Below are 22,920 nucleotides of genomic sequence, written 5' to 3' on the forward strand. Positions count from 1 at the left end.
TTAGGACAAAAAGATCTTGTTAGATCCCTGCATCTGTTGGGTGAGCTTTTAGTTTTTTATAAGATGAACTTTGTGGCATGTTCAAATTTGTATTTTTTGGTGGAATTGGCGATAAGAACCACTTCTTATATAAAGCGTCCATTTGACCAGTTTTCCATAAATTATTTACAGTACGGTCTGCAATCGCTTTAAATTTTGGATCATCTTTAGCAAGCATAATACCGTAAGGTTCAGATGAAAGTACTGGCCCTACAATTGCAAATGCCTTAGGTGTAGAAGACTTGGCAACCAAACCAGCTAAAATATTATCATCCATTACAAATGCGGCAGCACGGCCAGATGCCATCATGGCAAAAGAGTCTGCATGATCTTTACCATAAATATTTTGGACATTAATTGACTGACCCTTTTCATTCATCTTGATGTATTTATCAGATGTTGTGCCTTGAGTTGTTACAACTGCCTTGCCGTTTAAATCTGCCAAACTCTTAATGCCAGAGTTGGCTTTAACTGCCATACGTACTTCTGTTGCATAATAGTTAGTTGAGAAACCCACTTGTTCTTGGCGTTGCTTAGAGTTTGTGGTCGTACCACATTCCATATCGATATTACCTGCTAAAAGTTCAGGAATACGTGTTGATGAAGTTACTGCCTTGTATTCAACTTTTAGCCCAGGCATTTTCAATTCTTTTTTAATGTCATTTGCAAACTGGTTACAGATATCGACTGCATAACCCACTGGTTTACCTGCAACAACATATGAAATTGGGTCAGAAGATTCTCGGTGGCCAATAACGATTTTTCCGCTGCTTTTAATTTTAGCTAATGTATCTGCTGCCTGAATTTGAGAAGTAGCACCAACCGTACAAAGCATAAATGTTGAAATAATGAGAGAGGTTGCAGAACGTTTCATAAGAACTCCTTGATGATCATTCTCTCTATTTATCTATAGAATCATTCATATAGAGCAATAGAGTGATTTATTATTAAATTGCAATTATCGCGCCAACTTTTCCAAGTAGGACACATCCATTTGCTTCACTTATTTTATTCAGTCTGTTTTGCAGAGTTAATACCTTTAAAACTGCTAACATGTTTCTACTTTAATCTATGTTTTAATCTTCTGTCTATTATTAAGCTCATCTATTTACACTTAAATGTGGCAATTATTGATTACAATGTAAACACATGCACAATAAAGTGGCTTAACTTCAGCTAAAAACTGTTTTTAGAAAAATTGGATTTTGCAAAAAATTATAAAAATTAAAATTATTAAGTATTTAGAATAAGTTTGAATAATGAGCTAAATAAAGAAGTTGCAGGAGTAAAATAATATATGCAAATGGTTTAATAAAAATCATTTAGAAAATTGATAGTAATATTTAAGTTAATGACTGAACTTAGAAATATTACAAAAAAGCCCTGAGAAAAATCAGGGCTTTTTATAAAGTTTAAATTCCTCGCCAATCTACGCGTGCGTTTCTTTCGGTTTGATATATTCTTAAAACATATTGGCCTAGAGGTAAATCAAGCAAATATTTTTGATAGTTGCTCCATTCCTCAGAAACTTCTTCTGCTTCTTCACGCTCCCATGGCGTACCCTTCACCTCTAACAATGGTGCAAGCATTGAACACACAGAAATATCAGCAAGACTTAAGCGATCACCCACCATGTAGCGCGCTTGATTTTCTATGAGATAGAGGTTTAATTCATTTATGAGTTTGTCCATTTGCTCTTTGGACTGACCCACCAACTCCTCTTCAAGTTTATAGTTCTTCTTTACGAGTGTTTTGAGAAAAGGTTTCGATATTTTTTCAAACTGACGTAAATAGCCTTGTTCACCCATCATAATTTCTAAAGCATGGTCTCCTTGCGCCAACGTATGAGCTAGAGCCCAACGGCGTACATGTATACCAAGCTCATCAGCTAAACTATCAATTTTAAGAGTTTGTTGTCTAAGTTGCTCATCACGACGCAAAAGCGCGTGTTCTGGGTAGGTATCATCCAGATAAAGTGCAATCTTGGTTGATTCAGCAATCCATTGATGGTCATCTTTCAAAATTGGCAATAAATTTTGGCCTGTTTTGAGTTGTGCAAAAGCACGATGAAACCCTGGAATTAAGTTATGAGCCACATAATCAAGTTCTTTATGGTCTAACAACCAGCGAGCTTTTTCACAATAATGGGACAAAGGAAACTGATACAAAACCCGCATAAAATCTCCACGTTTATTTTTATTTGACTATTTGTACAAAAATGGTCGATGGTAAGTAGATACTTTAGAAGCTATTTTTATTTAAAACAATGGATATTGTGCTCATTTTTTTCTGACAGTTAGGTCTATTTTTTTATATCTTTTTTTATATCTTTTTTTACCGTACTTATTGCTCTTTTTCATATTAAAACTATTTCTATTATCAATTTTTCGCATAAAAAAGATAATTTATTGATTTATAAATACTTTTAATATCTGTATTTCTCCATTAAAAATCAAAAAAAATGCTTTGCACTTTATTTCATAAGCTGAGCATAAGTCCTCGTTTAGTGGAAAAATATTTCTTTTGTAAGGTAATGACAGCAATACAAGGTGTCATTATGTCTAATTCTCTATCTAAAACGACGGCATACGTCCAAATCATTCAAAATGATCAACAAGCCATTAATGCTGCTTATCAAGTGGCTGATTATGCTTTAGAGGGTCGTAATACACGTGATCAACAACGCTTATTACCGCATGAGCAAATCGAAAGCTTTAGCCAAAAAGGCTTAGGCGGAATTCGAATTTCGAAAAAATATGGCGGAGCTTTTGTTTCCAATAAAACACTAGCTCAGGTTTTCCGTATTTTAAGTAAAGGTGATGCGAACGTTGGTCAGATTCCACAAAATCAGATTAGCCTTTTAAACCTGATCGAAATTATGGGCACAGAACAACAAAAACAATTTATCTTTTCAGAAATATTGGCAGGAAAACGTCTTGCTAACGGTGGACCAGAACGTAATACACATGACTCAAAAACATTAAAAACCACACTCACCATTGAAAATGATAAATATATTTTAAACGGCGAAAAGTTTTATTCGACAGGTACAAGTTTTGCGCATTGGCTCGCAATTAAAGCGGTTCATCCTGAAGGTCATGTGGTTTTAGTTATTGTGAATCGAGAAGCTCAAGGTATTGAAGTCATTAATGACTGGAATGGATTTGGTCAACGTACTACAGCGAGTGGTACAGTTAAATTAAATCAAGTTGAAGTTAATCCAGAACTCATTTTTGATGAACGCTTATTAACTAAAGCCCCTACTTATCGCGGTGCTTATTCTCAGTTATTACAAGTTGCCATTGATGTGGGGATTGCAGAAGCCGCTTTTGACGATACGTTATCGACTATTCATAAAGCACGTCCAATTATTGATGCAAATGTTGAAAAAGCCAGCTTTGAACATTACACCCTGCAAGAAGTAGGTAAGTTAAATATTTTACTCGATGCTGCAATTTTACTGCTTGATGAAGCTGCTGAATATTTAGATGAACTTGATCAACTTGAAACTGTGACTGACGAACAGGTAGCAAAAGCTTCAATTTTGGTCGCAGAAGCAAAAGTCTATGCCAATGATGCTGCTCTACAAATCTCTGAAAAATTGCTGGAACTAGGCGGTAGCCGTTCAAGTTTAAGCCAACACAATTTAGATCAACATTGGCGAAATGCTCGTGTACATACCTTACACGACCCTGTTCGCTGGAAATTACATGCCATTGGCAATTATTACCTTAATGGTCATTTCCCTGCCCGCCATGCCTGGATTTAAGGAGAAATTGTCATGACTTCATATCAATCGGTTCAAACTAAACAAACATCGGTATCTGGCCAAGCGCACATTATTCAAAATGATGCTGAAGCTTTAGAAATTGCAAAACAGTTTGCTGAGCAATTTAAAAAAACCGCAGTTGAGCGAGACTCTAAACGAATTTTACCCTATACCGAAATCGATGCATTGAGCCAATCTGGTCTTTGGGCAATTACAGTGCCAAAGCAATATGGTGGTGCCGAAGTTTCAAGTCATACAGTTGCTAAAGTGATTGCACTTTTAAGTGGTGCAGATGGTTCAATCGGACAAATTCCACAAAACCATTTTTACGCTTTAGAAGTCTTGCGCAATACAGGTACAGAAGCTCAAAAACAACGTTTATATAGCGAAGTATTAAATGGCACTCGTTTTGGTAATGCACTTGCTGAGTTTAAAACTAAAACTTCAACCCATAAACAAACCAATATCCGTCCGCATGAAAATGGTTATCTCATTCAGGGTGAAAAGTTTTACTGCACAGGAAGTTTATTTGCTCACCGTATTCAAACCTTAGTTCTAGACGATGCAGGTCGAGAATATCTAGCCTTTGTAAAAAGTGGTTCACCAGGATTGAAACTTGTTGATGACTGGTCTGGCTTTGGGCAGAAAACCACAGGCAGCGGCACAGTTAAATTTGATCAGGTTTTTGTCGATGCAGATGATGTTATTCCTTTTGATACTGCATTTTTACAACCAACCTTAGTGGGCCCTTTTGCTCAAATTATGCATGCATCAATTGAGGTAGGCATTGCACGTGGAGCCTTTGAAGAAAGCTTGCAAAGAGTGCATCAAGCCCGCCCATGGATTGATTCAAATGTAGAAACGGCTAACCAAGATCCTTTAACGATTTATGAATTAGGACGCATTGCCGTAGATGTACGAGCAAGTGAAGTGTTATTAAAACAAGCTGCTCAATCAATTGATGCCGCAAAAATTGAAACCACACCTGAAAGCATTGCAAAAGCTTCAATTGATGTGGCCAAAGTGCGTGCTCATAGTAGCGATATCGCACTCAAAGCATCTTCTAAGCTGATTGAACTTGCAGGAAGCCGTGGTAGTCAGTCGCAAGATGGACTAGATCGTTTTTGGCGAAATGCACGCGTACATACCTTACATGATGCTGCACGATGGAAATATTACTTTATTGGGAACTATGTTCTTAACGGTGTTCTACCACCTCGTCGGGGGACATTGTAATGACAGACTTTAAGGCGAAAGAAATTTTATTAAATGCTTTTGATATGAACTGTGTTGGGCATATTAATCATGGTTTATGGACACATCCACGTGATGAATCACACCGCTTTAATGAACTGAGCTATTGGACAGAACAAGCCAAAACTCTAGAAAGTGGTTTATTTGATGGTTTGTTTATTGCAGATATTACAGGTGTGTATGACGTCTATCAAAATGGTATTGATCTGACTTTAAAAGAGTCCATTCAACTCCCGAGCCATGATCCATCTACACTCATTTCTGCTATGGCAGCAGTCACTCAAAACTTAAGTTTTGGGGTCACTGTGAACTTAAGCTATGAGCATCCGTATCAATTTGCCCGCCGCTTTGCGAGTCTCGACCATTTAACTCAAGGTCGTATTGGCTGGAATATCGTTACGGGTTATCTAGATAGTGCGGAACGCTTGATTGGTCAAAAGGGTTTAAAAGACCACGATGCCCGCTATGAACAAGCTGAAGAATTTTTAGAACTTTGCTACAAATATTGGGAAGGTTCATGGGAAAACGACGCAGTAAAAAAAGATAAAGCACGGCGTGTTTTTACAGACCCTTCTAAAGTTCACACCATTCACCACCAGGGAAAATATTACCAAAGTGAAGGTGTTTTTCAGGTGTCTCCTTCTGTGCAACGCACCCCAACACTCTTTCAAGCAGGTGCTTCACCCAAAGGTATGCAGTTTGCGACTCGTCATGCTGAATGTGTATTTATTGGCGGCGACAAACCCGAAAAAATACGCGAACAAGTGAAAAAGATTCGTGCTCTTGCAGAACAGCAAGGCCGTTCAGCAGATGACATTAAAGTCTTTGTCGGTATAACCGTTGTTGTTGCCGAAACACATGATCTGGCTGTACAAAAACTTAATGAATATCGTCAGTATGCAAGCCCTGAAGCAGGCCTCGCGCATTTTGCGAGTTCAACTGGTATCGACTTAAGTAAATTTGCCGACGATGAAGCGATTCCTTACCAAAAAAGTAACAGTATTGTTTCGATTACCGAAAAATTTAAAGAGCAACAAATCACGAAAAATGACTTAAAAGCTCAGCATGTTTTAGGTGGTCGTTATCCCCTCATCGTGGGTAGTGGCGAAGAAGTTGCTGAATACTTAATTCATCTTTTAGATGAAACAGATATTGATGGCTTTAATTTGACACGTACAGTTGCACCTGAGTCTCACCACGACTTTATTCGCTTGGTTATTCCTGAGCTACAACAACGTAGTCGCTATAAAACTGCATATAAAACGGGTTCACTACGGAACAAAATCTTTAATCGGGGTGATCAATTACCAAAACAACACCCTGTTCAAGCGTTCCGATGTAGTCCCTATAACAACAGCAAAGACCTAACAACAATTGAAGAAATAACCGCTTAAATTTGGAGATAGACATGGCTCAAACAGCCTCTAAAAAATGGCTAGGCGTAGGCTTAGTCGTTGTAGTCCTTTTTGTTGCTTTATTCTTTTGGAATAAACACCGTCAAAGTGGCTCAAATGAACTTGTGATTGGTATTAGTCCACCATTTGCAAAAACTTTACAAGCTGCTGCCGATGAAGCAAAACAACAAGGTTTAAATGTGAAACTGGTTGAATTTTCTGACTGGAACACACCAAATATTACCTTAAATCATGGGGATATTGATGCCAACTTTTTCCAGCATCAACCGTTCTTAGACAATGCAATTAAAGAAACTGGCTTTAAATTAAAAGCATTTGCAGTGGGTGCAGCATCACATGTGGGACTTTATTCAAAGAAATATAAAAGCCTTGATGAATTGCCACAAAACGCACGTGTAGTCATTCCAAACGATCCAGTGAATCAAGGTCGTGCCCTACTACTTTTACAGCAAGCTAAATTAATTACGCTTAAAGATTCAAACAACCATTTATCTGCACTTAAAGATGTTGTTTCAAACCCTAAAAACTTGCAATTCATTGAGGTTGAAGGACCCCAAACTGCTCGTGCAATTGATGATGTTGACTTGGCTTTTGGCTACCCACATTACTTGCGCTTAGCAAAAACAGCTGACCCTGATAGTGCTCTTTTACTTGATGACAATACCAATAAACGTTATGCAATTTTGTTTGTAGTACGTGACGACTATCAGGACAAGGGCGACAAATTGAAGAAATTTGTTGAGATCTATCAAAACTCGCCAAAAGTTAAAGCTGTATTAGATGCTGAGATTGGGCCAAAACTTTGGTTCCCTGGCTGGAAGTAATAACGGAAAGATTATGGCGATTCAGTTCAAACAGCATAAGCCTTGGTTACTCGGAATTACGATTATTATCGTAGTTCTGGGCCTCGTCGGTTACCGTTATATTAAAAATAAACAAGCCGATGATGTTTTAACGATTGGCATTAGCCCGCCTTATGCTGAGTTATTACAAAGCGTTGCCAATGAAGTAGAAAAGCAAGGCGTGCATGTCAAACTCATTGAATTTTCTGACTGGCGAGCACCAAATGTTGCCGTACAAAACAGCGATATTGATGCAAACTTTTTCCAGCAAAGCGTATTTCTACGTAATGCTGTAAAAGAAACGGGTTATGACTTACATGCATTTGCCGTGGGCTCAGGAAGTCATGTCGGTTTATATTCAAAAAAATATAAATCACTTAAAGACTTACCTTCAAATGCACGTGTTGCTATTCCAAACGATCCCGTCAATTTAGCTCGCGCTTTAATTTTATTGCACCGTGCAGGTTTAATTCAGCTTAAAGACATTAATAATGAACTTTCAACCACTCAAGACATTATTGCTAATCCCAAACAGCTGAGCTTTGTTGAGGTTGAAGGTCCTCAAACCGCACATGCATATAACGATGTCGATTTAATTTTCGGCTTCCCTCACTACTTAAAAATGGCAAAGGTAACCGACCCACATAGCGCATTATTTTTAGATCCAATCGATAAAAAATATGCAATTTTGTTTGTGACCCGTCGCGATTACCAAGATAAAAACCAAAAACTTGCAACCTTTGTTAAAGCATTCCAGAACTCAAAACAAGCACAAGATATTCTGGATAAAGACTTTGGCCAAGGTATGTGGTTTCAAGGCTGGAAATAAGGAGAATGACGATGGTGAGTTTTGGATCACAAGTTGATTTTTCTCTGCCCCATATCAAAATTCGTGGTTTAAATAAGTTTTACCAATCGCAGGGTCAAAAGCTGCATGCTTTAAAAGAGATTAACCTTGATATTCCTCAAGGTAAGATTTTAGGCATTATTGGTAAAAGTGGTGCGGGAAAATCTTCCCTACTCCGCACGTTAAATGGCTTAGAACAAGTGAATACAGGCAGTATTCATATTCATCAACAAAACATTGCTGAATTGAGTCATTCCGAGCTCATCCAAACTCGCCAACGTATTGGAATGATTTTTCAACATTTCAATTTGATGTCTGCAAAAACGGTCTGGGAAAATGTGGCATTGCCCTTAAAAGTTTCCAATTACAACAAAGCAGATATCGATCAACGTGTAAATGAAGTTCTGGCACTCGTAGGTCTTGCGGATAAGTCTGGTCATTATCCATCACAACTTTCGGGCGGACAAAAGCAACGTGTCGGTATTGCACGTGCACTTGTTCACCACCCTGAAATTTTACTGTGTGATGAAGCAACCTCAGCACTTGACCCTGAAAGTACCGCCACTATTTTGGCTTTACTTAAAAAGATTAATCAAGAACTTGGTCTAACGATTGTACTCATCACTCACGAAATGCAGGTGATTCGAGAAATTTGTGATCAAGTCGTGGTGATTGACCAAGGTGAAATTGTCGAGGCTGGACAAGTTTGGTCCGTATTTTCACGACCAGAGCAACAAATTACTCAAGAATTGTTAAACCTTGAGCAGATCACTCTGCCATTTAAAATCACTCCACTTCCCGATGAAGATTCGACTCATATTATTGTAAAACTGAAATATGAAGCTGAAGCACATCAGGTTCCAGATATTCAAGAACTACTTGCTAGATTTAAAGCGCCCGTCAATTTATATCAAAGTCAGGTCGATACCATTCAAGGGCACATTATTGGTTCTCTTTTAGTCGGTATTCCTAACGTAGAAATTGATCTTTCATCTATACGACAAGACGCATCAACTGCAATTGCACAATTTGAGGTACTTGGCTATGCACGACCAGCTCATTGATTTATTAATTACTGGAACTGTAGACACCTTACTCATGGTAGGTGCATCTGCGTTTATTGCTTTTTTAATTGGCTTACCTATTGCTGTTGTTTTAGTTAGCACTTCTGAGCATGGCATTCATCCGTCACAAAAGATTAATCAGGCTTTGGGTTGGGTCATTAATATTACTCGTTCTGTGCCCTTTCTTATTTTAATGGTTGCACTTATTCCGCTTACTCGCTGGATTGTAGGTACAAGTTATGGCGTTTGGGCAGCCGTTGTTCCATTGACGATTGCGGCAATTCCCTTTTTTGCTCGTATTGCAGAAGTCAGCTTACGTGAAGTCGACCAAGGCTTAATTGAAGCTGCTCAAGCCATGGGTTGTAACCGTAAACAAATTATTTGGCATGTGCTTTTACCAGAGGCTTTGCCGGGTATTGTGGCAGGCTTTACCGTGACTATTGTGACTATGATTAACTCCTCTGCGATTGCTGGTGCTATTGGTGCAGGTGGTCTAGGAGACATCGCATATAGATATGGTTATCAACGTTTTGATATGCAAATTATGTTGGCTGTAATTTTTGTGCTGATTGTTTTAGTCATGTTAGTACAAGCGACTGGCGATGCATTAGCCCAGCAACTTGATAAACGTAAAGTTTAAAAGCAATACACCCCCGCTCTAGCCATGACTTTGTCATGGCTTTCATGTAAAATCAGCGACAATTTTTAATTTACACATTTGTGAGTGGTTTTCATGGGTTTTAATTGCGGTATTGTTGGTCTGCCAAACGTAGGGAAATCTACCCTTTTCAATGCATTAACGAAAGCAGCGATTGCAGCGGAAAACTTCCCTTTCTGTACCATTGAACCAAACACAGGTATTGTTCCTGTACCAGATCCGCGTTTAGACAAACTTGCTGCGATTGTTAAACCACAGCGTATTTTGCCAACTACAATGGAATTTGTGGACATTGCAGGTCTTGTTGCTGGTGCATCAAAAGGTGAAGGCTTAGGTAACCAATTCCTTGCTAACATCCGTGAAACTGATGCAATCGCTCATGTTGTACGTTGTTTCGAAGACGAAAACGTAATTCACGTAAATGGTAAAATTGATCCATTAGACGATATCGCAACTATTAATACTGAACTTGCGCTTGCCGATCTTGAAACTGTTGCTAAAGCAATTTTACGCTTAACTAAAGTTGCTAAAGGCGGTGACAAAGAAGCTGTAGCAACTAAAGCAGTTTTAGAAAAAATCCAACCTTTACTTGACGAAGGTAAACCAGCTCGCGCGGCTGATTTGTCTGATGACGAACGTAAATTAGTTCGTGGTTTTGGTTTAATGACTTTAAAACCAACCATGTATATTGCAAACGTTGCAGAAGATGGTTTTGAAAACAACCCACACTTAGAAGCAGTTAAAAAACTAGCGGCTGAAGAAAACGCAATTGTTGTTCCTCTTTGCAACCAGATCGAAGCTGAAATTTCATTATTAGAAGATGAAGATCGTGCTGAGTTCTTAGAAGCAATGGGTATGGAAGAACCAGGCTTAAATGTGGTTATTCGTGCAGGTTATGCGCTTTTAGGTTTACAGACTTATTTCACTGCTGGTGTCCAAGAAGTTCGTGCTTGGACAGTAAAAGTTGGTGCAACCGCTCCTCAAGCAGCTGGTGTAATTCATACTGACTTCGAAAAAGGCTTTATCCGTGCTGAAGTTGTTGCATATGATGACTTTGTACAATACAACGGTGAAAACGGCGCTAAAGAAGCTGGTAAATGGCGTTTAGAAGGTAAAACTTACGTTGTTCAAGACGGCGATGTAATGCACTTCCGCTTTAACGTTTAAGTTTAAAGCTTAAAAAAAAGCCCCAATATATTGGGGCTTTTTTTATATTTAATGACTTAAATCCATCGCCTCTCGTTTACTGCGCGCCTCTTGTAAAATACGCGCATGCAAAGGCTTTCTAAAACCTAGCATAAATATAAATTCTGCCAATACAAATAACGGCCCAATCGCAAGTCCTATTACATCATCCACAAAAGCTGGTTTTTTCTTTTCGAAATAATGCCCAACAAACTGAAAGACCCACCCCACCACAAAGAAGCCAATACTTGCTGCTAACCATTCTCCCCAAGATAATTGAGCAATTTGGCTCGCCAGTGGATAGACAGCGACTAAAAGAATCAGCATGAGTAAACCAAATACTTTATCTAAAATAAAATAATAAATCGTACTAGCTGCAATCAACACTATAGCTAAAGTAAATTTAAAACTACCAATATCTATCCCAGCTCTTGCTGTTAAACATAAAATTGAAAACACGATGAGTGGAATACCAATAAAATGCGTCAAAATATTTTTATGATTTAAGTGGTAAGCCGCATATTTGCTAAGCTGTTGCTCCAGATTCGACATGAGTTGTTCCCTATTCATCTACATATAGTCATACTGTACAAATAAGGAAAACTTAAAGTTGTCAGCTATTTGACAAAGTAATGATTTTTTTCATGGATGGCCCCAATATTGGACCTTATTTATATTAACCGACTAAAAGAAAATACATGGTTTAGTGTGCTTCCAGAGGCATTCCAAAACTTTATTCTAGAGCATGGTAAGCAAAGAGCCTTTGAAAAAAACAATTATGTGTTCCGTGCCCAAGATGTGTTTGATGGCATTTATACTGTGCTTGAAGGCTCAATTAGCTTAGGTTATGTCGATGTAAATGGTAATGAAGCTCTTTCTGCAATTGCTGAGCCAATTATGTGGTTTGGTGAAATATCACTGATTGATCATGAACCGCGCTCACACGATGCAATTGCTTTGAAAAAAAGTACTGTTCTGCATATTCCTGCAAAACCATTAAATGAATTACTCAAAGACAATCCATATTATTGGTACTACTTTGCTCGTTTAACCAGCCAAAAACTCAGGTACGTTTTCTTAGAACAGATTGCTATCCAAACACGCAGTATTTCTCAAAGGCTTGCTCAACGTCTTCTATTTATTTTAGAAGGATATGGGAATCATATTCTTATTCAAGATCATCACATCCATATTTCTCAAGAACAATTGGCAAATATGCTGACCACATCTAGACAGACGATCAACCATGAGTTGAGCCTGCTCGAAAAACAGAAAATCATTAAAATTGCTTTTAGAAAAATTGAGATTCTAGACATTGAGAAATTAAAAATAGTTGCTCAAGCCCATTCCTAATCTTTGCACAACCAGCTATATGACAAAAACTTAAAACCAAATTAAAAAAATAGATAACGCTGCAAAACAACACATTGTTCAAACTCTATTTCACAAAATAAATGTTTTAAAGCAGATATTTTCATTTTACACTCAAGCTGAGCAATAATACTCAACAAGGCGCTGATTAACATGAAAAAATTATCAACAATTCTTACAGCTGGCGTATTGACTATGTTAAGTGTTTCGGCATTTGCATGTCCAAAAGGAACTCAATTACAAGGTGGTACAGGGCCAAATCATAAAGGCGGAAAATGTGTTGCTGCACACGGCAAAGCAACTGCTAAAAAAGAAGCAGTAAAAGCAAAACAAGATGTTAAAAAAGATATGACTGAACAAAAGCATGAAGCAATGATGAAATCTACGCATGCTCAACATGAATCACAGCAAATGACTCATCAAATGAAACAAGATGCAGTGAAAACAGCAAACACAGCTAAAGCTGCGACAAAGCCGTAATTAACATTCACTCATTATCGTTTTAAAAGCAAAAAAGCGAGATTGATCATCTCGCTTTTTTATATTTATAAATTTTATTTTGGAGATGTGTTTCCAAGATTCGGCGTATTGATCGCATCCTTACATTGCGCTTTATCTCGCTCATAGTCTGCTTGTTTCTTAGCAACTGAATCATTATTTTCAAGCGTTTCACGAGCCCACACATCTAAACTTGTCAGGGCTTTACGACAAAGGGCATATTTCCCTTCTGTCACGGAATCAGTCATTTTCACATTAATGCGCCAGTCCGTACTCAATTGACGTAAAGGTTTACGAACTTTGTCATCGATTTGGCTCAACTGCTTTTCATAAACCAAATGCTCAACCGTATTAATCAATGTCCATGCTTTTTGAGCATAAACAGTTGCGTCATTGGTCAGTTTAGGTGCTGGCTTAATTTCTACTTTTTTTTCTGCCTCATGATTACCATTGTCACAGCCCTGCAATGTAAAAATACCTGCACTCAACATGGCGATATAAACTAAACGAATCTTTGCGTTGAACATAGCAAACTGCCGATTAAACATTTCGGCACTATGCTATTAAATTCGGCTACAATACTCAATCTTTCAAGTATTTTTATCATTTGGTTTATTGCCAAGGTGTATTGTGTCCGAACAACAATTGATGCCTGCCCAAACGGCAACTTTTTGGCAAGGCGCCAAAGATAGCCAAGCTATCGTACTCACCTATTTACCCGTTTCTTTTGCCTTTGGCGTTTCTTCATCTCAGTTTGGTTTTACACCATGGGAAGCATTTTTTCTATCTTGTTCAATGTATGCTGGAGCCAGCCAGTTCTTAGTTGTCGCACTTTTAGCCAGTGGTTCATCTATCTGGTTAACTGCATTAACAGTCATTGCACTGGATATTCGCCATGTGCTTTATGGACCAGCTTTATATAACCTGATTCCAAACAAATTAAATCTAAAAAAAACGGCGGTATGGGCTTGGGGCTTAACCGATGAAGTTTTTGCAAGTGGAATGATCCAACTTTCACAGCGTAGACAACAATGGTCCGAGTCTTGGATGTTAGGCTTGAGTCTATTTAGTTGGATGGCTTGGGCAACTGGCTCATTGTTAGGGGGATTATTTGCAGATCAAGTGTCTCATCTTCCAAAGTTTTTACAAGCAGCCTTAGACTTCTTATTGCCTGCTTTATTCTTAAGTTTTTTATTAGCAGCATTTGAGCGAAAGCATAGTCTTGTAGTTGCTGTATCTTTGGTTGTTTCAGCGTTGTCCTGCTATTGGATTAACCTATCTGCGGCTATTTTTATTGGTATTCTTTCAGGCATTTTAGCCGGCTTGTTTAAACATTATGTGCTGAAACAACAAGAAGAGGTCGAAGTTTAAAATGAATCTAGAGATTATTCTGGTTGGTATCATTGTTGGTATTGCCAATTTTGCCTCACGTTTTGGACCATTCTTTGTTATACAAAAGCTACAAGGGACACAGCAAAAACGTGGTTCAGTCTGGCTAAAAATTGCTTTGGGAAGCATTGGTATATCAGCAATTAGCGCCATGCTTATTGTTGCCACTCTTCCGCCACTTCTTGAGAATCCAGATAAAAGCTTAGCCATGCTTATCGGTTTTTTAGTGCTAGCAGGTCTTTATTTTAAATTTAAGAAAATTGTTCCGGCAACGTTAACTGCCGCAATTGTTTATGGTCTGATCTATACTTATTTACCTTTATAAATAGATAAACTGATCTTCCTTATATAAAATAAAACCTAGCCAGAAGCCTTTAAGATTGAAACTTCTGGCGTAAAAATCTAATTTTTGAATTGATTAAAAAGATAATCTTACCTACTTAATAGAGATAAAAATGTCACAAGTTAAAATTTACGCAAATGAACAAACGATTATGCAGTATCGAGAATTACTTTCTCATGCAATCCATCAAGCGCTCATTGAAGAATTGAAATATCCTATCGAGAAAAGATTTCAGCGTTTTATCAGTCTTAAGCCTGGAAATTTTATCTATCCTTCTGACCGCAGCCAACACTACATTATTATCGAACTCTCAATGTTTGCAGGACGTAGCGCGGCTACTAAGAAACAACTCATTCAAACTTTATTTCGCAATATTGAACAACAATGCAAAATAGCTCCGCAAGATATTGAAATTACGATTTTTGAAACCCCTAAAGAAAATTGGGGTATTCGCGGCAAAAATGCAGATGAGTTACTTTTAAACTATCAAGTTAATATCTAAAAAGTCACATCTTAATTGTCCGACAAAATTAATTTTTTTATGTGTGATAAAGCTTAACTCCCTCATAAGTTCTGCTATGCTTAAAAAAATAATTTTGTCAGGATGATTCGCATGAGCGTGACACTCGGTACCCCCCTTCAATCTTCTGCATTTAAAGTTTTATTGTTAGGTTCAGGAGAGCTTGGCAAAGAAGTTGTAATTTCTTTACAACGCCTTGGTGTTGAAGTACATGCAGCCGACCGTTATGATCATGCGCCAGCCATGCAAGTTGCACATTTTTCTTATGTGTTAAATATGGCTAATCCAACTGAGTTAAAACAGCTCATTGAGAAAATTAAACCGAATTTAATTGTTCCAGAAATTGAAGCCATCGCTACAGAAGTTTTGCTTGAAATTGAAGCGAGTCAAACTGCAACTGTTATTCCTTCCGCTAAAGCTGTAAACCTGACCATGAACCGTGAAGGCATTCGTCGTCTTGCGGCTGAAGAACTTGGTTTACCTACTTCTGCTTACCGCTTTGCTGACTCACTAGAAAGCTTCCGCGCTGCTTCTGATGACATTGGTTATCCAAACTTTGTAAAACCAGTAATGTCATCTTCAGGTAAAGGTCAGTCTCGTGTAAAAAGTTTCGATGAAGTCGATGCTGCTTGGGAATATGCGATGCAAGGTGGTCGTGTTAACCAAGGTACAGTCATCATTGAATCTCAAATTGATTTTGATTTTGAAATTACATTACTTACCGTTCGTGCTAAAAATCCTGAAACTGGCGAAATCGAAACTCACTACTGTGACCCAATTGGTCACCGTCAAGATGCAGGTGATTATGTAGAAAGCTGGCAGCCTCAACCAATGACTGCAGCTGCACTTGAAGAAGCAAAACGTATTGCAAATAAAGTGACAACAGCACTGGGCGGTTGTGGTATTTTTGGTGTAGAGCTGTTTATTAAAGGCGACAAGGTCTGGTTTAGTGAAGTTTCGCCTCGCCCACATGATACTGGTCTAGTTACTCTAGCGTCACAATTTCAAAGTGAATTTGAACTGCATGCTCGTGCAATTTTAGGATTGCCAGTAAATACAGCTCGCCATAGTGTTGCGGCTAGTGCAGTTATTTATGCTGGGGTCGATGCCAACAATTTAAGCTACAGCGGCTTAAATACGGCATTAGCTAACCCAAATACCGATTTACGCCTGTTTGGTAAACCAGAAGGTTTCAAACGACGTCGTATGGGTGTGGCAACTGCTCGTGCAGAAAATACTGATCTTGCTCGTACTTTAGCGAAAGAAACCGCTGATCAAGTAAGCGTAAAAACCAACTCTTAATATTTACTTTTTGGTAGACCCATTTTCATGATCAATACATCGCCATTGCTGAACTACGTTACAAGCCATCATGATATTAAAGCCATTAATCAATGGCGAACGGATGTAGAAAAGCAATTGCAGGATTCATATGAAAATGGGCAATCTATTCGGGAAGTCATTAAAGCACGCTCAGACCTCGTTGACGAAGCACTGATCTTTTTATGGAAACATGCTGAACTTGATCAGACAGGGCTAGGTCTTTTTGCTGTAGGTGGTTATGGGCGCCGTGAAATGTTGCCCTATTCCGATGTTGATATTATGATTTTATCGGAACATGAAATTAACGAAGAAAATGAAAAACGCATTTCTACATTCATTTCCTCTTTATGGGATGTTGGCAATTTCAAACCCGGTATTAGCGTTCGCACCATTCAAAGTTGTGTTGAACAAGCTGCTACCGATTTAACTGTTGCAACTACACTCATCGAAGCTCGTTTAATTACCGGTAATAGTCAACTTGCAAAATGGCCGCGTCGTATTGTTTCGCAAACGTGGACAGACAAAACCTTTTTTGATGCAAAAATGGCTGAACAAGCTAAGCGTTACCATCAACACAACAATACTGAAAGCAACTTAGAACCCGACATTAAAAATGCGCCTGGCGGTATTCGTGATATTAACCAGATTGGCTGGATTGCTAAGCGTCATTTCCGCGTAAACCGCATTTATGACTTAGTTCATTTAGGCTTTATTTCAGAATTCGAATTAAACGTTTTAGAAGAAGCTGAAAGTTTTCTTTGGGAAATTCGTCACCATTTACATCGTTTAGCGAAGCGTGATGAAAACCGTCTTCTGTTCGATCATCAACGAGAAATTGCGGCTCAATTTGGTTACGCTCGTCAAGAAGGTCAGCCTGTAAACTACGGTGTTGAGCAGTTCATGAAACGCTACTACCGTACAGCTCAACAGGTTTCAACACTTAATGAAATGTTATTGGCCTATTTTAGCGAATCAGTTATTACTCCGCGTTTACCAAATTACGAACGTAAAATTGAAGTCGTTAATGACCACTTTAAGATTGTCGACAATAAACTTGCCGTACAGCACCACAAAATCTTCGCAGAACATCCAAGTGCTATTTTAGAACTATTCTATATTTTGGCTAATCGACCAGATATTGAAGGTATTCGCGCTCGTACTTTACGTTTACTTATTCTTGCTGCAAAACGTATTAACCAAAATTTTCGAGATAATCCTGAGCATCAAGCCCTATTTATGTCGATTATTCGCTCACCTTATCGTCTATACGATACTTTGGTAGCGATGAAACGATATGGTGTTTTAGGAAACTATATTCCAGCCTTTGGTCAAATTATGGGTCTCATGCAATATGACCTATTCCATATCTATACAGTCGATGCTCACACATTATTATTACTGCGCAATTTAAACCGTTTTAAAGAACCAGAATTTGCTAAAGAGTTCCCTGTTGTAAGTTCTGTTTTCCAGCGTCTTGCACGTCAAGATATTGTGTTTATTGCTGCATTATTTCATGACATTGCTAAAGGCCGCGGTGGAGACCATAGTGAACTTGGTGCAGAAGATGCGATTGAGTTTGGACGTGCACACGGCTTTACAGAGCGTGAATGTAAATTAATTGCATGGCTCATTCACAACCATTTGCTCATGTCACTAACAGCTCAGAAAAAGGATATTTCCGATCCAGATGTTGTTAAAGATTTTGCCGAAAAACTTGGCGATATGGAACATCTTGATTATCTATATACTTTAACAGTCGCAGATATTAATGCGACAAATCCAAAACTGTGGAACACATGGCGTGCGTCGCTTATGCGTCAACTTTATACGCATGCCCGTGATGTCATTCGTACAGGTTTAAGCCGTCCTGTTGACTATCAAATGCTAATTGAAGACACCAAATTTGCAGCAAGTGAATTACTGGTGAATAGTTTCTCATTGGCAGACGTTGAAAAAGTATGGCAAGAACTGGGTGATGAATACTTCATTAAAGAATCGGCAGATGAAATTGCATGGCATACTCAAGCAATTTTGAAACACGGAGACAACCCAGAGCCATTAGTACTATTACGTGCTCACCGTAAAGCTGCCCAAGATGCCGTGCAAATCTTTATATACACGCGTGACCAACCCAACCTTTTTGCAACGACTGTGGCAGTTTTAGACCGCATGAACTTAGACGTTCAGGATGCAAAAATTATCACAGCAAGTACCGCTTTTAGCTTAGATACCTATGTTGTGCTCGATCGCTTTGGTACATTGCTAACGGACCCCGAACGCGAAGAAACAGTTAAAACCGCATTAGTGAAGGCGCTTAGTCAGCCAGACCAATATCCGGGACTTATGCAACGCCGAATTCCACGTCAGCTACGTCACTTCGATATTGAAAATACAGTTGACGTTACATTGAATGAAGCGTTACAGCAAAATATGGTTGAAATTTCAACACTCGATCACCCCGGACTACTTGCACGTGTAGGTGGCTTATTTATGATGCAAGGTTTAGACATCCATTCAGCTAGAATTGCAACTTTAGGTGAACGTGCAGAAGATATTTTCTTTGTCACGAAAAAAGATGGAAAACCGTTAAATAACGAAGAGGTTAAACTCTTCTCGGAAAAGCTTAAAGCTGCATTAGATGAAGCATCTAATCAAATTTGTCAGCACTGAAACTCAACTACTTGGTAACTGTTTAATGAACTCTAGCTTGTCGTTATTGCACCCATATCCATTTGAAAAGTTAAACCAACTTTTTAAGGATACTACCCCTGCTAACCTTCCCTTGATTCCTCTATCAATTGGCGAACCAAAGCATCCAGCACCAGAGTTTGTTAAACAGGTAATTATTGACAACTTCAATCACCTCTCAACTTATCCAAATAGCAAAGGCTTACCTGAGCTTCGCCAAAGTATTGCAGACTGGCTAACTAAGCGTTTTAAACTTAACAGCATTAGTGCTGAAAACCACATTTTGCCAGTGTCTGGTACGCGTGAAGGGATTTTCTCATTTGTTCAGGCGCTCATTAACCGTGAAGATGCGCCTTATATAGTAATGCCGAATCCGTTTTATCAAATTTACGAAGGCGCAGCTCTACTTGCCGGCGCAAAACCTTATTTCATCAATTGCACCGAAGAAAATGGTTACTTAGGCGATTTTGATGCAGTACCCGCAGAAGTATGGGAAAAAACAGCCCTTCTTTTTGTATGTACGCCGGGCAACCCAACTGGCACTGTGCTTTCTAAAGAACAATTTAAAAAGCTAATCGCGTTATCTGATCAATATAATTTTGTTATTGCTTCTGACGAATGTTATTCAGAACTTTGGTTCGAGCAAGCACCTACTGGTTTATTAGAAGTTTGTGCAGAACTTGGTCGTGATGACTATAAAAACTGTGTCGTATTTCATTCACTTTCTAAACGCTCAAACTTGCCAGGATTACGCTCAGGTTTTGTAGCGGGTGATGCAGAATTATTAAAACCATATTTGCAGTACCGTACCTATCATGGCGCAGCAATGCCTGTTCAACACCAGCTTGCATCAATTGCGGCATGGAATGATGAAAACCATGTTGAAGAAAACCGTAAGCAATATCGTGCAAAGTTTGATTTATTCCAAAACGAACTAGGTCACTTATTACCTCTGCAAAAGCCAGATGCAGGTTTCTATTATTGGTTAAAAGTCGATAACGATGAAAGTTTTGCCAAGATGCTAATGGAAAAAGCCCATATTAAAGTTTTACCAGGACGTTATTTATCTCGCGACACAGATCAAGGTAACCCTGGGGAAAATCATGTACGTATGGCTTTAGTTGCCGATTTAGCGCAATGCGAAGAAGTAGTTAAGCGTTTAAAAGCAATTCTTTAAGCATACATAAGTTGTATAGCCTTCATAATTATTTAGCATGAAGGCTATACAACCGACATTAACTATAAACAATGAGTAAGATTGCAAAACATATAAAAGCCAGACTAGAGCAATAATATAAACCTATCGCTGAACGTTTAATCTGTTCTAGAACTCGATTTTGAAGCAATAGCCGAACCAACAGTAAGTTCCAACCAAGTACGACTCCAGTCATCCACGTACTCATCAGCAATTTTTGAACTAAACTAAATTGATGCTGAATAAGCAACATCAAGCTACTATAAAACATAATATTTTTGGGATTAAGTAGACTAGATTGTATTCCCAACATTAAGCTCTTAACTTTATCCTGATGTTGATACTCTTGATCAATCAAATCATTTTTTTCAGTAGCAAAAGTTAAGTTGCCAGAGCGAGCAGCCTTAAAACAAAGATAACTCAAATAAACCAAATACCCTGCCCCAAGCCACTTAAGTACTAAAAGAATAGTCGTACTCAAATTTCCAAGTAACATAAATCCAAACATACACGCCATCAAAATTAAGGCATTACCAAACGTAATTCCTGCAATGACACCGTAAGTGTAACGAGAACCCTTTTGCAAAAGACTGGTGAGAATAAGAAAAAAATCAGGTCCCGGAGATAGCAGCGCTAAAAAGTGAGTAAAGGCGATAACTAAAAAAACTTCCATAACGATTTCATCTTTAAAACTGTATGGAATAGCTTAAAAATAGAGAAAAATAATTTATTGTAAATTATTGCGCGGCTGCGAGTTGAAACTGACGAGGAGTGATTCCTGTATGCGCTTTGAAAGCTTTATGAAAATGGCTCTGATCACTAAAGCCCAAATTTACTGCCAACTCTACAAGCGAAATCCCGTGTTTTAATTGAGCTCTGGCTTGATTAATCTTTAAATTAATTTGAAATGCATGGGGCGTTAAGCCAACATTAGCTTTAAATAGACGAATAATTGCATATCGACTAAGACCTACCTGCTGTGCAAGCTCTTCTAGAGAAATAAATCGTTCGGATGATTTAATAATATGAATTAAGTCCAAGAAGTCCTCATACAAATATTGAGTTTTCTGTATTTCTTCTAATATAAAATGAGGTAGTAACAGCTGAGTAAGGCAATAGATAAGCGACTGTTCTTTTTCAAGAATCAATCTTTGAGGGTCAAATAAAGTTTTATTCATCCCAGAAAAAGCTTGATATAAAGACTCATCTTTAATAATGAGAGGTTTATGCTGAGGTAAATTTAAATCAAAGCCCTCTTTTTGAAACTCAGCGTACCATTGATTAAGCCAAGATATATCCATATGCAACATCTGGTAACTCCAAGCCTGATCAGGTAATGGATTACAAGAATGTTCTATGTGGGCAGGTACAATGACTAACGTACCAGCAGAAATCTTTTGTGCTGTACCAAATGAACTTTGAAAAACGCTATTCCCTTCATCTATAGCTCCAATAGAAAATGTTGGATGACTATGAGACTTATAACATGTTCGACTAAAACAAGATCTTCTGGCTTCAACATAAGGCATACGTCCATCTTGCCAAAACTCAAAAGCTTGAGGAATAGCGTTCATCGAATTCATTAACTAGCTAATGCTTTTTCAATATCAGCTTCTAATGCTTCTGGTTTAGTCGTAGGCGCATAGCGATTAAGCACTGCACCATCTTTCCCTACCAAAAATTTAGTAAAGTTCCATTTAATCGTGCTGCTTCCTAAAATGCCTTTAGCTTCACGTGTCAAATATCTAAAAATGACGTGAGCTTCTGGTCCTTTTACATCTACTTTAGCAAACATCGGAAATTTCACCCCATAGTTGCGCTGGCAGAACGTACCGATTTCTTTATTGCTACCCGGATCTTGCCCACCAAACTGGTTGCAGGGAAACCCTAAAACTTCCAAGCCTTGATCTTTATATTTCTCATAAAGCTTTTCAAGGCCAGCAAATTGTGGTGTAAAACCACATTTACTTGCAGTATTTACAATTAGTAAAACTTTACCTTTGTAATCAGCTAATTGCTTAACTTCACCCTCTAACAGTTCAGCTTCAAACTGATAAATATTACTCATGGATAGGTTTCCTCATCATTTTTTTCTTGTGATTTAAGTTGTAATGATGCCGAGTTTACACAATAGCGCAAACCAGTCGGCTGTGGTCCATCTTCAAAAACATGCCCTAAATGGGCTTCGCAATCATGACAAACAATTTCTGTTCTGACCATACCATGCGATAAATCGTCATGTTCTTCAATTGCAGTTGGCTCAATCGGTTTAAAGAAGCTAGGCCAACCACAACCACTGTCATATTTAGTATCTGAGGAGAACAATTCTGCACCGCAGCAACGGCAGACATAGGTGCCATGTTGCTTAGTATTCCAGTATTGCCCCGTAAATGCAGGTTCAGTGCCCTTTTGTCGTGTGATCCGATACTCTTCTGGTGATAACTCTCTTTGCCATTCCCGGTCTGTTTTATTGACTTTTCCCATGACATGCACCTTTATTCTGATGAAACATTTCTGATG

At 38.4% G+C, this 22,920-nt stretch carries 24 protein-coding genes; 16 read left to right on the forward strand and 8 right to left on the reverse strand.

The features are described from left to right. Nucleotides 1-19: 19 nt before the first annotated feature. Nucleotides 20-913, reverse strand: coding sequence for an amino acid ABC transporter substrate-binding protein (locus AOLE_RS11270; RefSeq protein WP_005304540.1), 894 nt, complete (start codon nucleotides 911-913; stop codon nucleotides 20-22). A gap of 538 nt (nucleotides 914-1,451) precedes the next feature. Continuing rightward, complete coding sequence (locus tag AOLE_RS11275) at nucleotides 1,452-2,216, reverse strand: glutathione S-transferase family protein (protein ID WP_005304538.1); 765 nt, start codon at nucleotides 2,214-2,216, stop codon at nucleotides 1,452-1,454. A 356-nt stretch (nucleotides 2,217-2,572) separates the two neighbouring features. Between AOLE_RS11275 and AOLE_RS11280 the strand changes: the two genes are divergently transcribed. The 8 genes from AOLE_RS11280 to ychF all read left to right on the forward strand — a co-directional run bounded on the left by AOLE_RS11280 (nucleotide 2,573) and on the right by ychF (nucleotide 11,055). Continuing rightward, complete coding sequence (locus AOLE_RS11280; RefSeq protein WP_013198135.1) at nucleotides 2,573-3,808, forward strand: SfnB family sulfur acquisition oxidoreductase; 1,236 nt, start codon at nucleotides 2,573-2,575, stop codon at nucleotides 3,806-3,808. Nucleotides 3,809-3,820: 12 nt separating this feature from the next. Then, nucleotides 3,821-5,044, forward strand: a complete 1,224-nt coding sequence (locus AOLE_RS11285) for an SfnB family sulfur acquisition oxidoreductase (RefSeq protein WP_013198136.1) — start codon at nucleotides 3,821-3,823, stop codon at nucleotides 5,042-5,044. Further along, nucleotides 5,044-6,456 carry an LLM class flavin-dependent oxidoreductase gene (locus tag AOLE_RS11290; protein WP_013198137.1) on the forward strand — a complete coding sequence of 471 codons (1,413 nt, stop codon included), beginning with the start codon at nucleotides 5,044-5,046 and terminating at the stop codon, nucleotides 6,454-6,456. The genes AOLE_RS11285 and AOLE_RS11290 overlap by 1 nt, the downstream gene beginning before the upstream one ends. Nucleotides 6,457-6,470: 14 nt before the next feature. Then, nucleotides 6,471-7,301: a MetQ/NlpA family ABC transporter substrate-binding protein gene (locus AOLE_RS11295; RefSeq protein WP_005304526.1), complete on the forward strand. Its 831-nt coding sequence runs from the start codon at nucleotides 6,471-6,473 to the stop codon at nucleotides 7,299-7,301. A 13-nt stretch (nucleotides 7,302-7,314) separates the two neighbouring features. Next, nucleotides 7,315-8,148: a MetQ/NlpA family ABC transporter substrate-binding protein gene (locus tag AOLE_RS11300; RefSeq protein WP_013198138.1), complete on the forward strand. Its 834-nt coding sequence runs from the start codon at nucleotides 7,315-7,317 to the stop codon at nucleotides 8,146-8,148. Nucleotides 8,149-8,153: 5 nt separating this feature from the next. Then, nucleotides 8,154-9,230: a methionine ABC transporter ATP-binding protein gene (locus tag AOLE_RS11305; RefSeq protein WP_081399163.1), complete on the forward strand. Its 1,077-nt coding sequence runs from the start codon at nucleotides 8,154-8,156 to the stop codon at nucleotides 9,228-9,230. Beyond that, nucleotides 9,211-9,870, forward strand: a complete 660-nt coding sequence (locus AOLE_RS11310; protein ID WP_004792864.1) for a methionine ABC transporter permease — start codon at nucleotides 9,211-9,213, stop codon at nucleotides 9,868-9,870. Before AOLE_RS11305 ends, AOLE_RS11310 begins: the two co-directional genes overlap by 20 nt. Nucleotides 9,871-9,963: 93 nt before the next feature. Further along, on the forward strand, nucleotides 9,964-11,055 hold the full coding sequence (gene ychF / locus AOLE_RS11315; protein WP_002050104.1) for a redox-regulated ATPase YchF: 1,092 nt from the start codon (nucleotides 9,964-9,966) through the stop codon (nucleotides 11,053-11,055). A gap of 48 nt (nucleotides 11,056-11,103) precedes the next feature. Here ychF and AOLE_RS11320 read toward each other — a convergent pair whose 3' ends face one another. Continuing rightward, nucleotides 11,104-11,625, reverse strand: a complete 522-nt coding sequence (locus AOLE_RS11320; protein WP_013198140.1) for an Mpo1 family 2-hydroxy fatty acid dioxygenase — start codon at nucleotides 11,623-11,625, stop codon at nucleotides 11,104-11,106. Between the two features lie 96 nt (nucleotides 11,626-11,721). Here AOLE_RS11320 and AOLE_RS11325 point away from each other — a divergent pair, with 96 nt between their 5' ends. Both AOLE_RS11325 and AOLE_RS11330 read left to right on the forward strand, forming a co-directional pair. Beyond that, entirely contained in the window at nucleotides 11,722-12,426 is a 705-nt protein-coding gene (locus tag AOLE_RS11325; RefSeq protein ID WP_013198141.1) for a Crp/Fnr family transcriptional regulator, read from the forward strand. 171 nt (nucleotides 12,427-12,597) lie between these two features. Beyond that, nucleotides 12,598-12,924 carry a hypothetical protein gene (locus tag AOLE_RS11330; protein ID WP_013198143.1) on the forward strand — a complete coding sequence of 109 codons (327 nt, stop codon included), beginning with the start codon at nucleotides 12,598-12,600 and terminating at the stop codon, nucleotides 12,922-12,924. Nucleotides 12,925-12,998: 74 nt separating this feature from the next. On the opposite strand, the gene AOLE_RS11335 is transcribed toward AOLE_RS11330, so the two are convergent. Next, the gene (locus AOLE_RS11335) at nucleotides 12,999-13,469 is read right to left on the reverse strand and encodes a hypothetical protein (RefSeq protein WP_176564279.1); all 471 of its coding nucleotides are present in this window, start codon (nucleotides 13,467-13,469) and stop codon (nucleotides 12,999-13,001) included. Between the two features lie 121 nt (nucleotides 13,470-13,590). Between AOLE_RS11335 and AOLE_RS11340 the strand changes: the two genes are divergently transcribed. The 6 genes from AOLE_RS11340 (at nucleotide 13,591) to dapC (ending at nucleotide 20,382) form a co-directional block, all read left to right on the forward strand. Next, nucleotides 13,591-14,313: an AzlC family ABC transporter permease gene (locus tag AOLE_RS11340; protein WP_013198144.1), complete on the forward strand. Its 723-nt coding sequence runs from the start codon at nucleotides 13,591-13,593 to the stop codon at nucleotides 14,311-14,313. 1 nt (nucleotide 14,314) lies between these two features. Then, nucleotides 14,315-14,656: an L-valine transporter subunit YgaH gene (gene ygaH, locus AOLE_RS11345; RefSeq protein ID WP_013198145.1), complete on the forward strand. Its 342-nt coding sequence runs from the start codon at nucleotides 14,315-14,317 to the stop codon at nucleotides 14,654-14,656. A gap of 130 nt (nucleotides 14,657-14,786) precedes the next feature. Continuing rightward, nucleotides 14,787-15,176, forward strand: coding sequence for a tautomerase family protein (locus AOLE_RS11350; protein WP_005304505.1), 390 nt, complete (start codon nucleotides 14,787-14,789; stop codon nucleotides 15,174-15,176). Between the two features lie 102 nt (nucleotides 15,177-15,278). Next, nucleotides 15,279-16,496, forward strand: coding sequence for a formate-dependent phosphoribosylglycinamide formyltransferase (gene purT / locus AOLE_RS11355; protein WP_081399164.1), 1,218 nt, complete (start codon nucleotides 15,279-15,281; stop codon nucleotides 16,494-16,496). A 27-nt stretch (nucleotides 16,497-16,523) separates the two neighbouring features. Next, nucleotides 16,524-19,187 carry a [protein-PII] uridylyltransferase gene (gene glnD, locus AOLE_RS11360; RefSeq protein ID WP_013198147.1) on the forward strand — a complete coding sequence of 888 codons (2,664 nt, stop codon included), beginning with the start codon at nucleotides 16,524-16,526 and terminating at the stop codon, nucleotides 19,185-19,187. 25 nt (nucleotides 19,188-19,212) lie between these two features. Further along, entirely contained in the window at nucleotides 19,213-20,382 is a 1,170-nt protein-coding gene (gene dapC / locus AOLE_RS11365; protein ID WP_013198148.1) for a succinyldiaminopimelate transaminase, read from the forward strand. 58 nt (nucleotides 20,383-20,440) lie between these two features. On the opposite strand, the gene AOLE_RS11370 is transcribed toward dapC, so the two are convergent. The 4 genes from AOLE_RS11370 to msrB form a co-directional block, all read right to left on the reverse strand. Beyond that, nucleotides 20,441-21,073: a LysE family translocator gene (locus tag AOLE_RS11370; RefSeq protein WP_013198149.1), complete on the reverse strand. Its 633-nt coding sequence runs from the start codon at nucleotides 21,071-21,073 to the stop codon at nucleotides 20,441-20,443. A 64-nt stretch (nucleotides 21,074-21,137) separates the two neighbouring features. Next, entirely contained in the window at nucleotides 21,138-21,983 is an 846-nt protein-coding gene (locus AOLE_RS11375; protein ID WP_013198150.1) for an AraC family transcriptional regulator, read from the reverse strand. Continuing rightward, complete coding sequence (locus tag AOLE_RS11380) at nucleotides 21,983-22,468, reverse strand: glutathione peroxidase (RefSeq protein WP_005304488.1); 486 nt, start codon at nucleotides 22,466-22,468, stop codon at nucleotides 21,983-21,985. Before AOLE_RS11380 ends, AOLE_RS11375 begins: the two co-directional genes overlap by 1 nt. Continuing rightward, entirely contained in the window at nucleotides 22,465-22,884 is a 420-nt protein-coding gene (msrB, locus tag AOLE_RS11385; RefSeq protein ID WP_004792889.1) for a peptide-methionine (R)-S-oxide reductase MsrB, read from the reverse strand. Before msrB ends, AOLE_RS11380 begins: the two co-directional genes overlap by 4 nt. Between the last annotated feature and the right edge of the window lie 36 nt (nucleotides 22,885-22,920).

It is taken from the genome of Acinetobacter oleivorans DR1 (assembly GCF_000196795.1).
Classification (GTDB): domain Bacteria; phylum Pseudomonadota; class Gammaproteobacteria; order Pseudomonadales; family Moraxellaceae; genus Acinetobacter; species Acinetobacter oleivorans.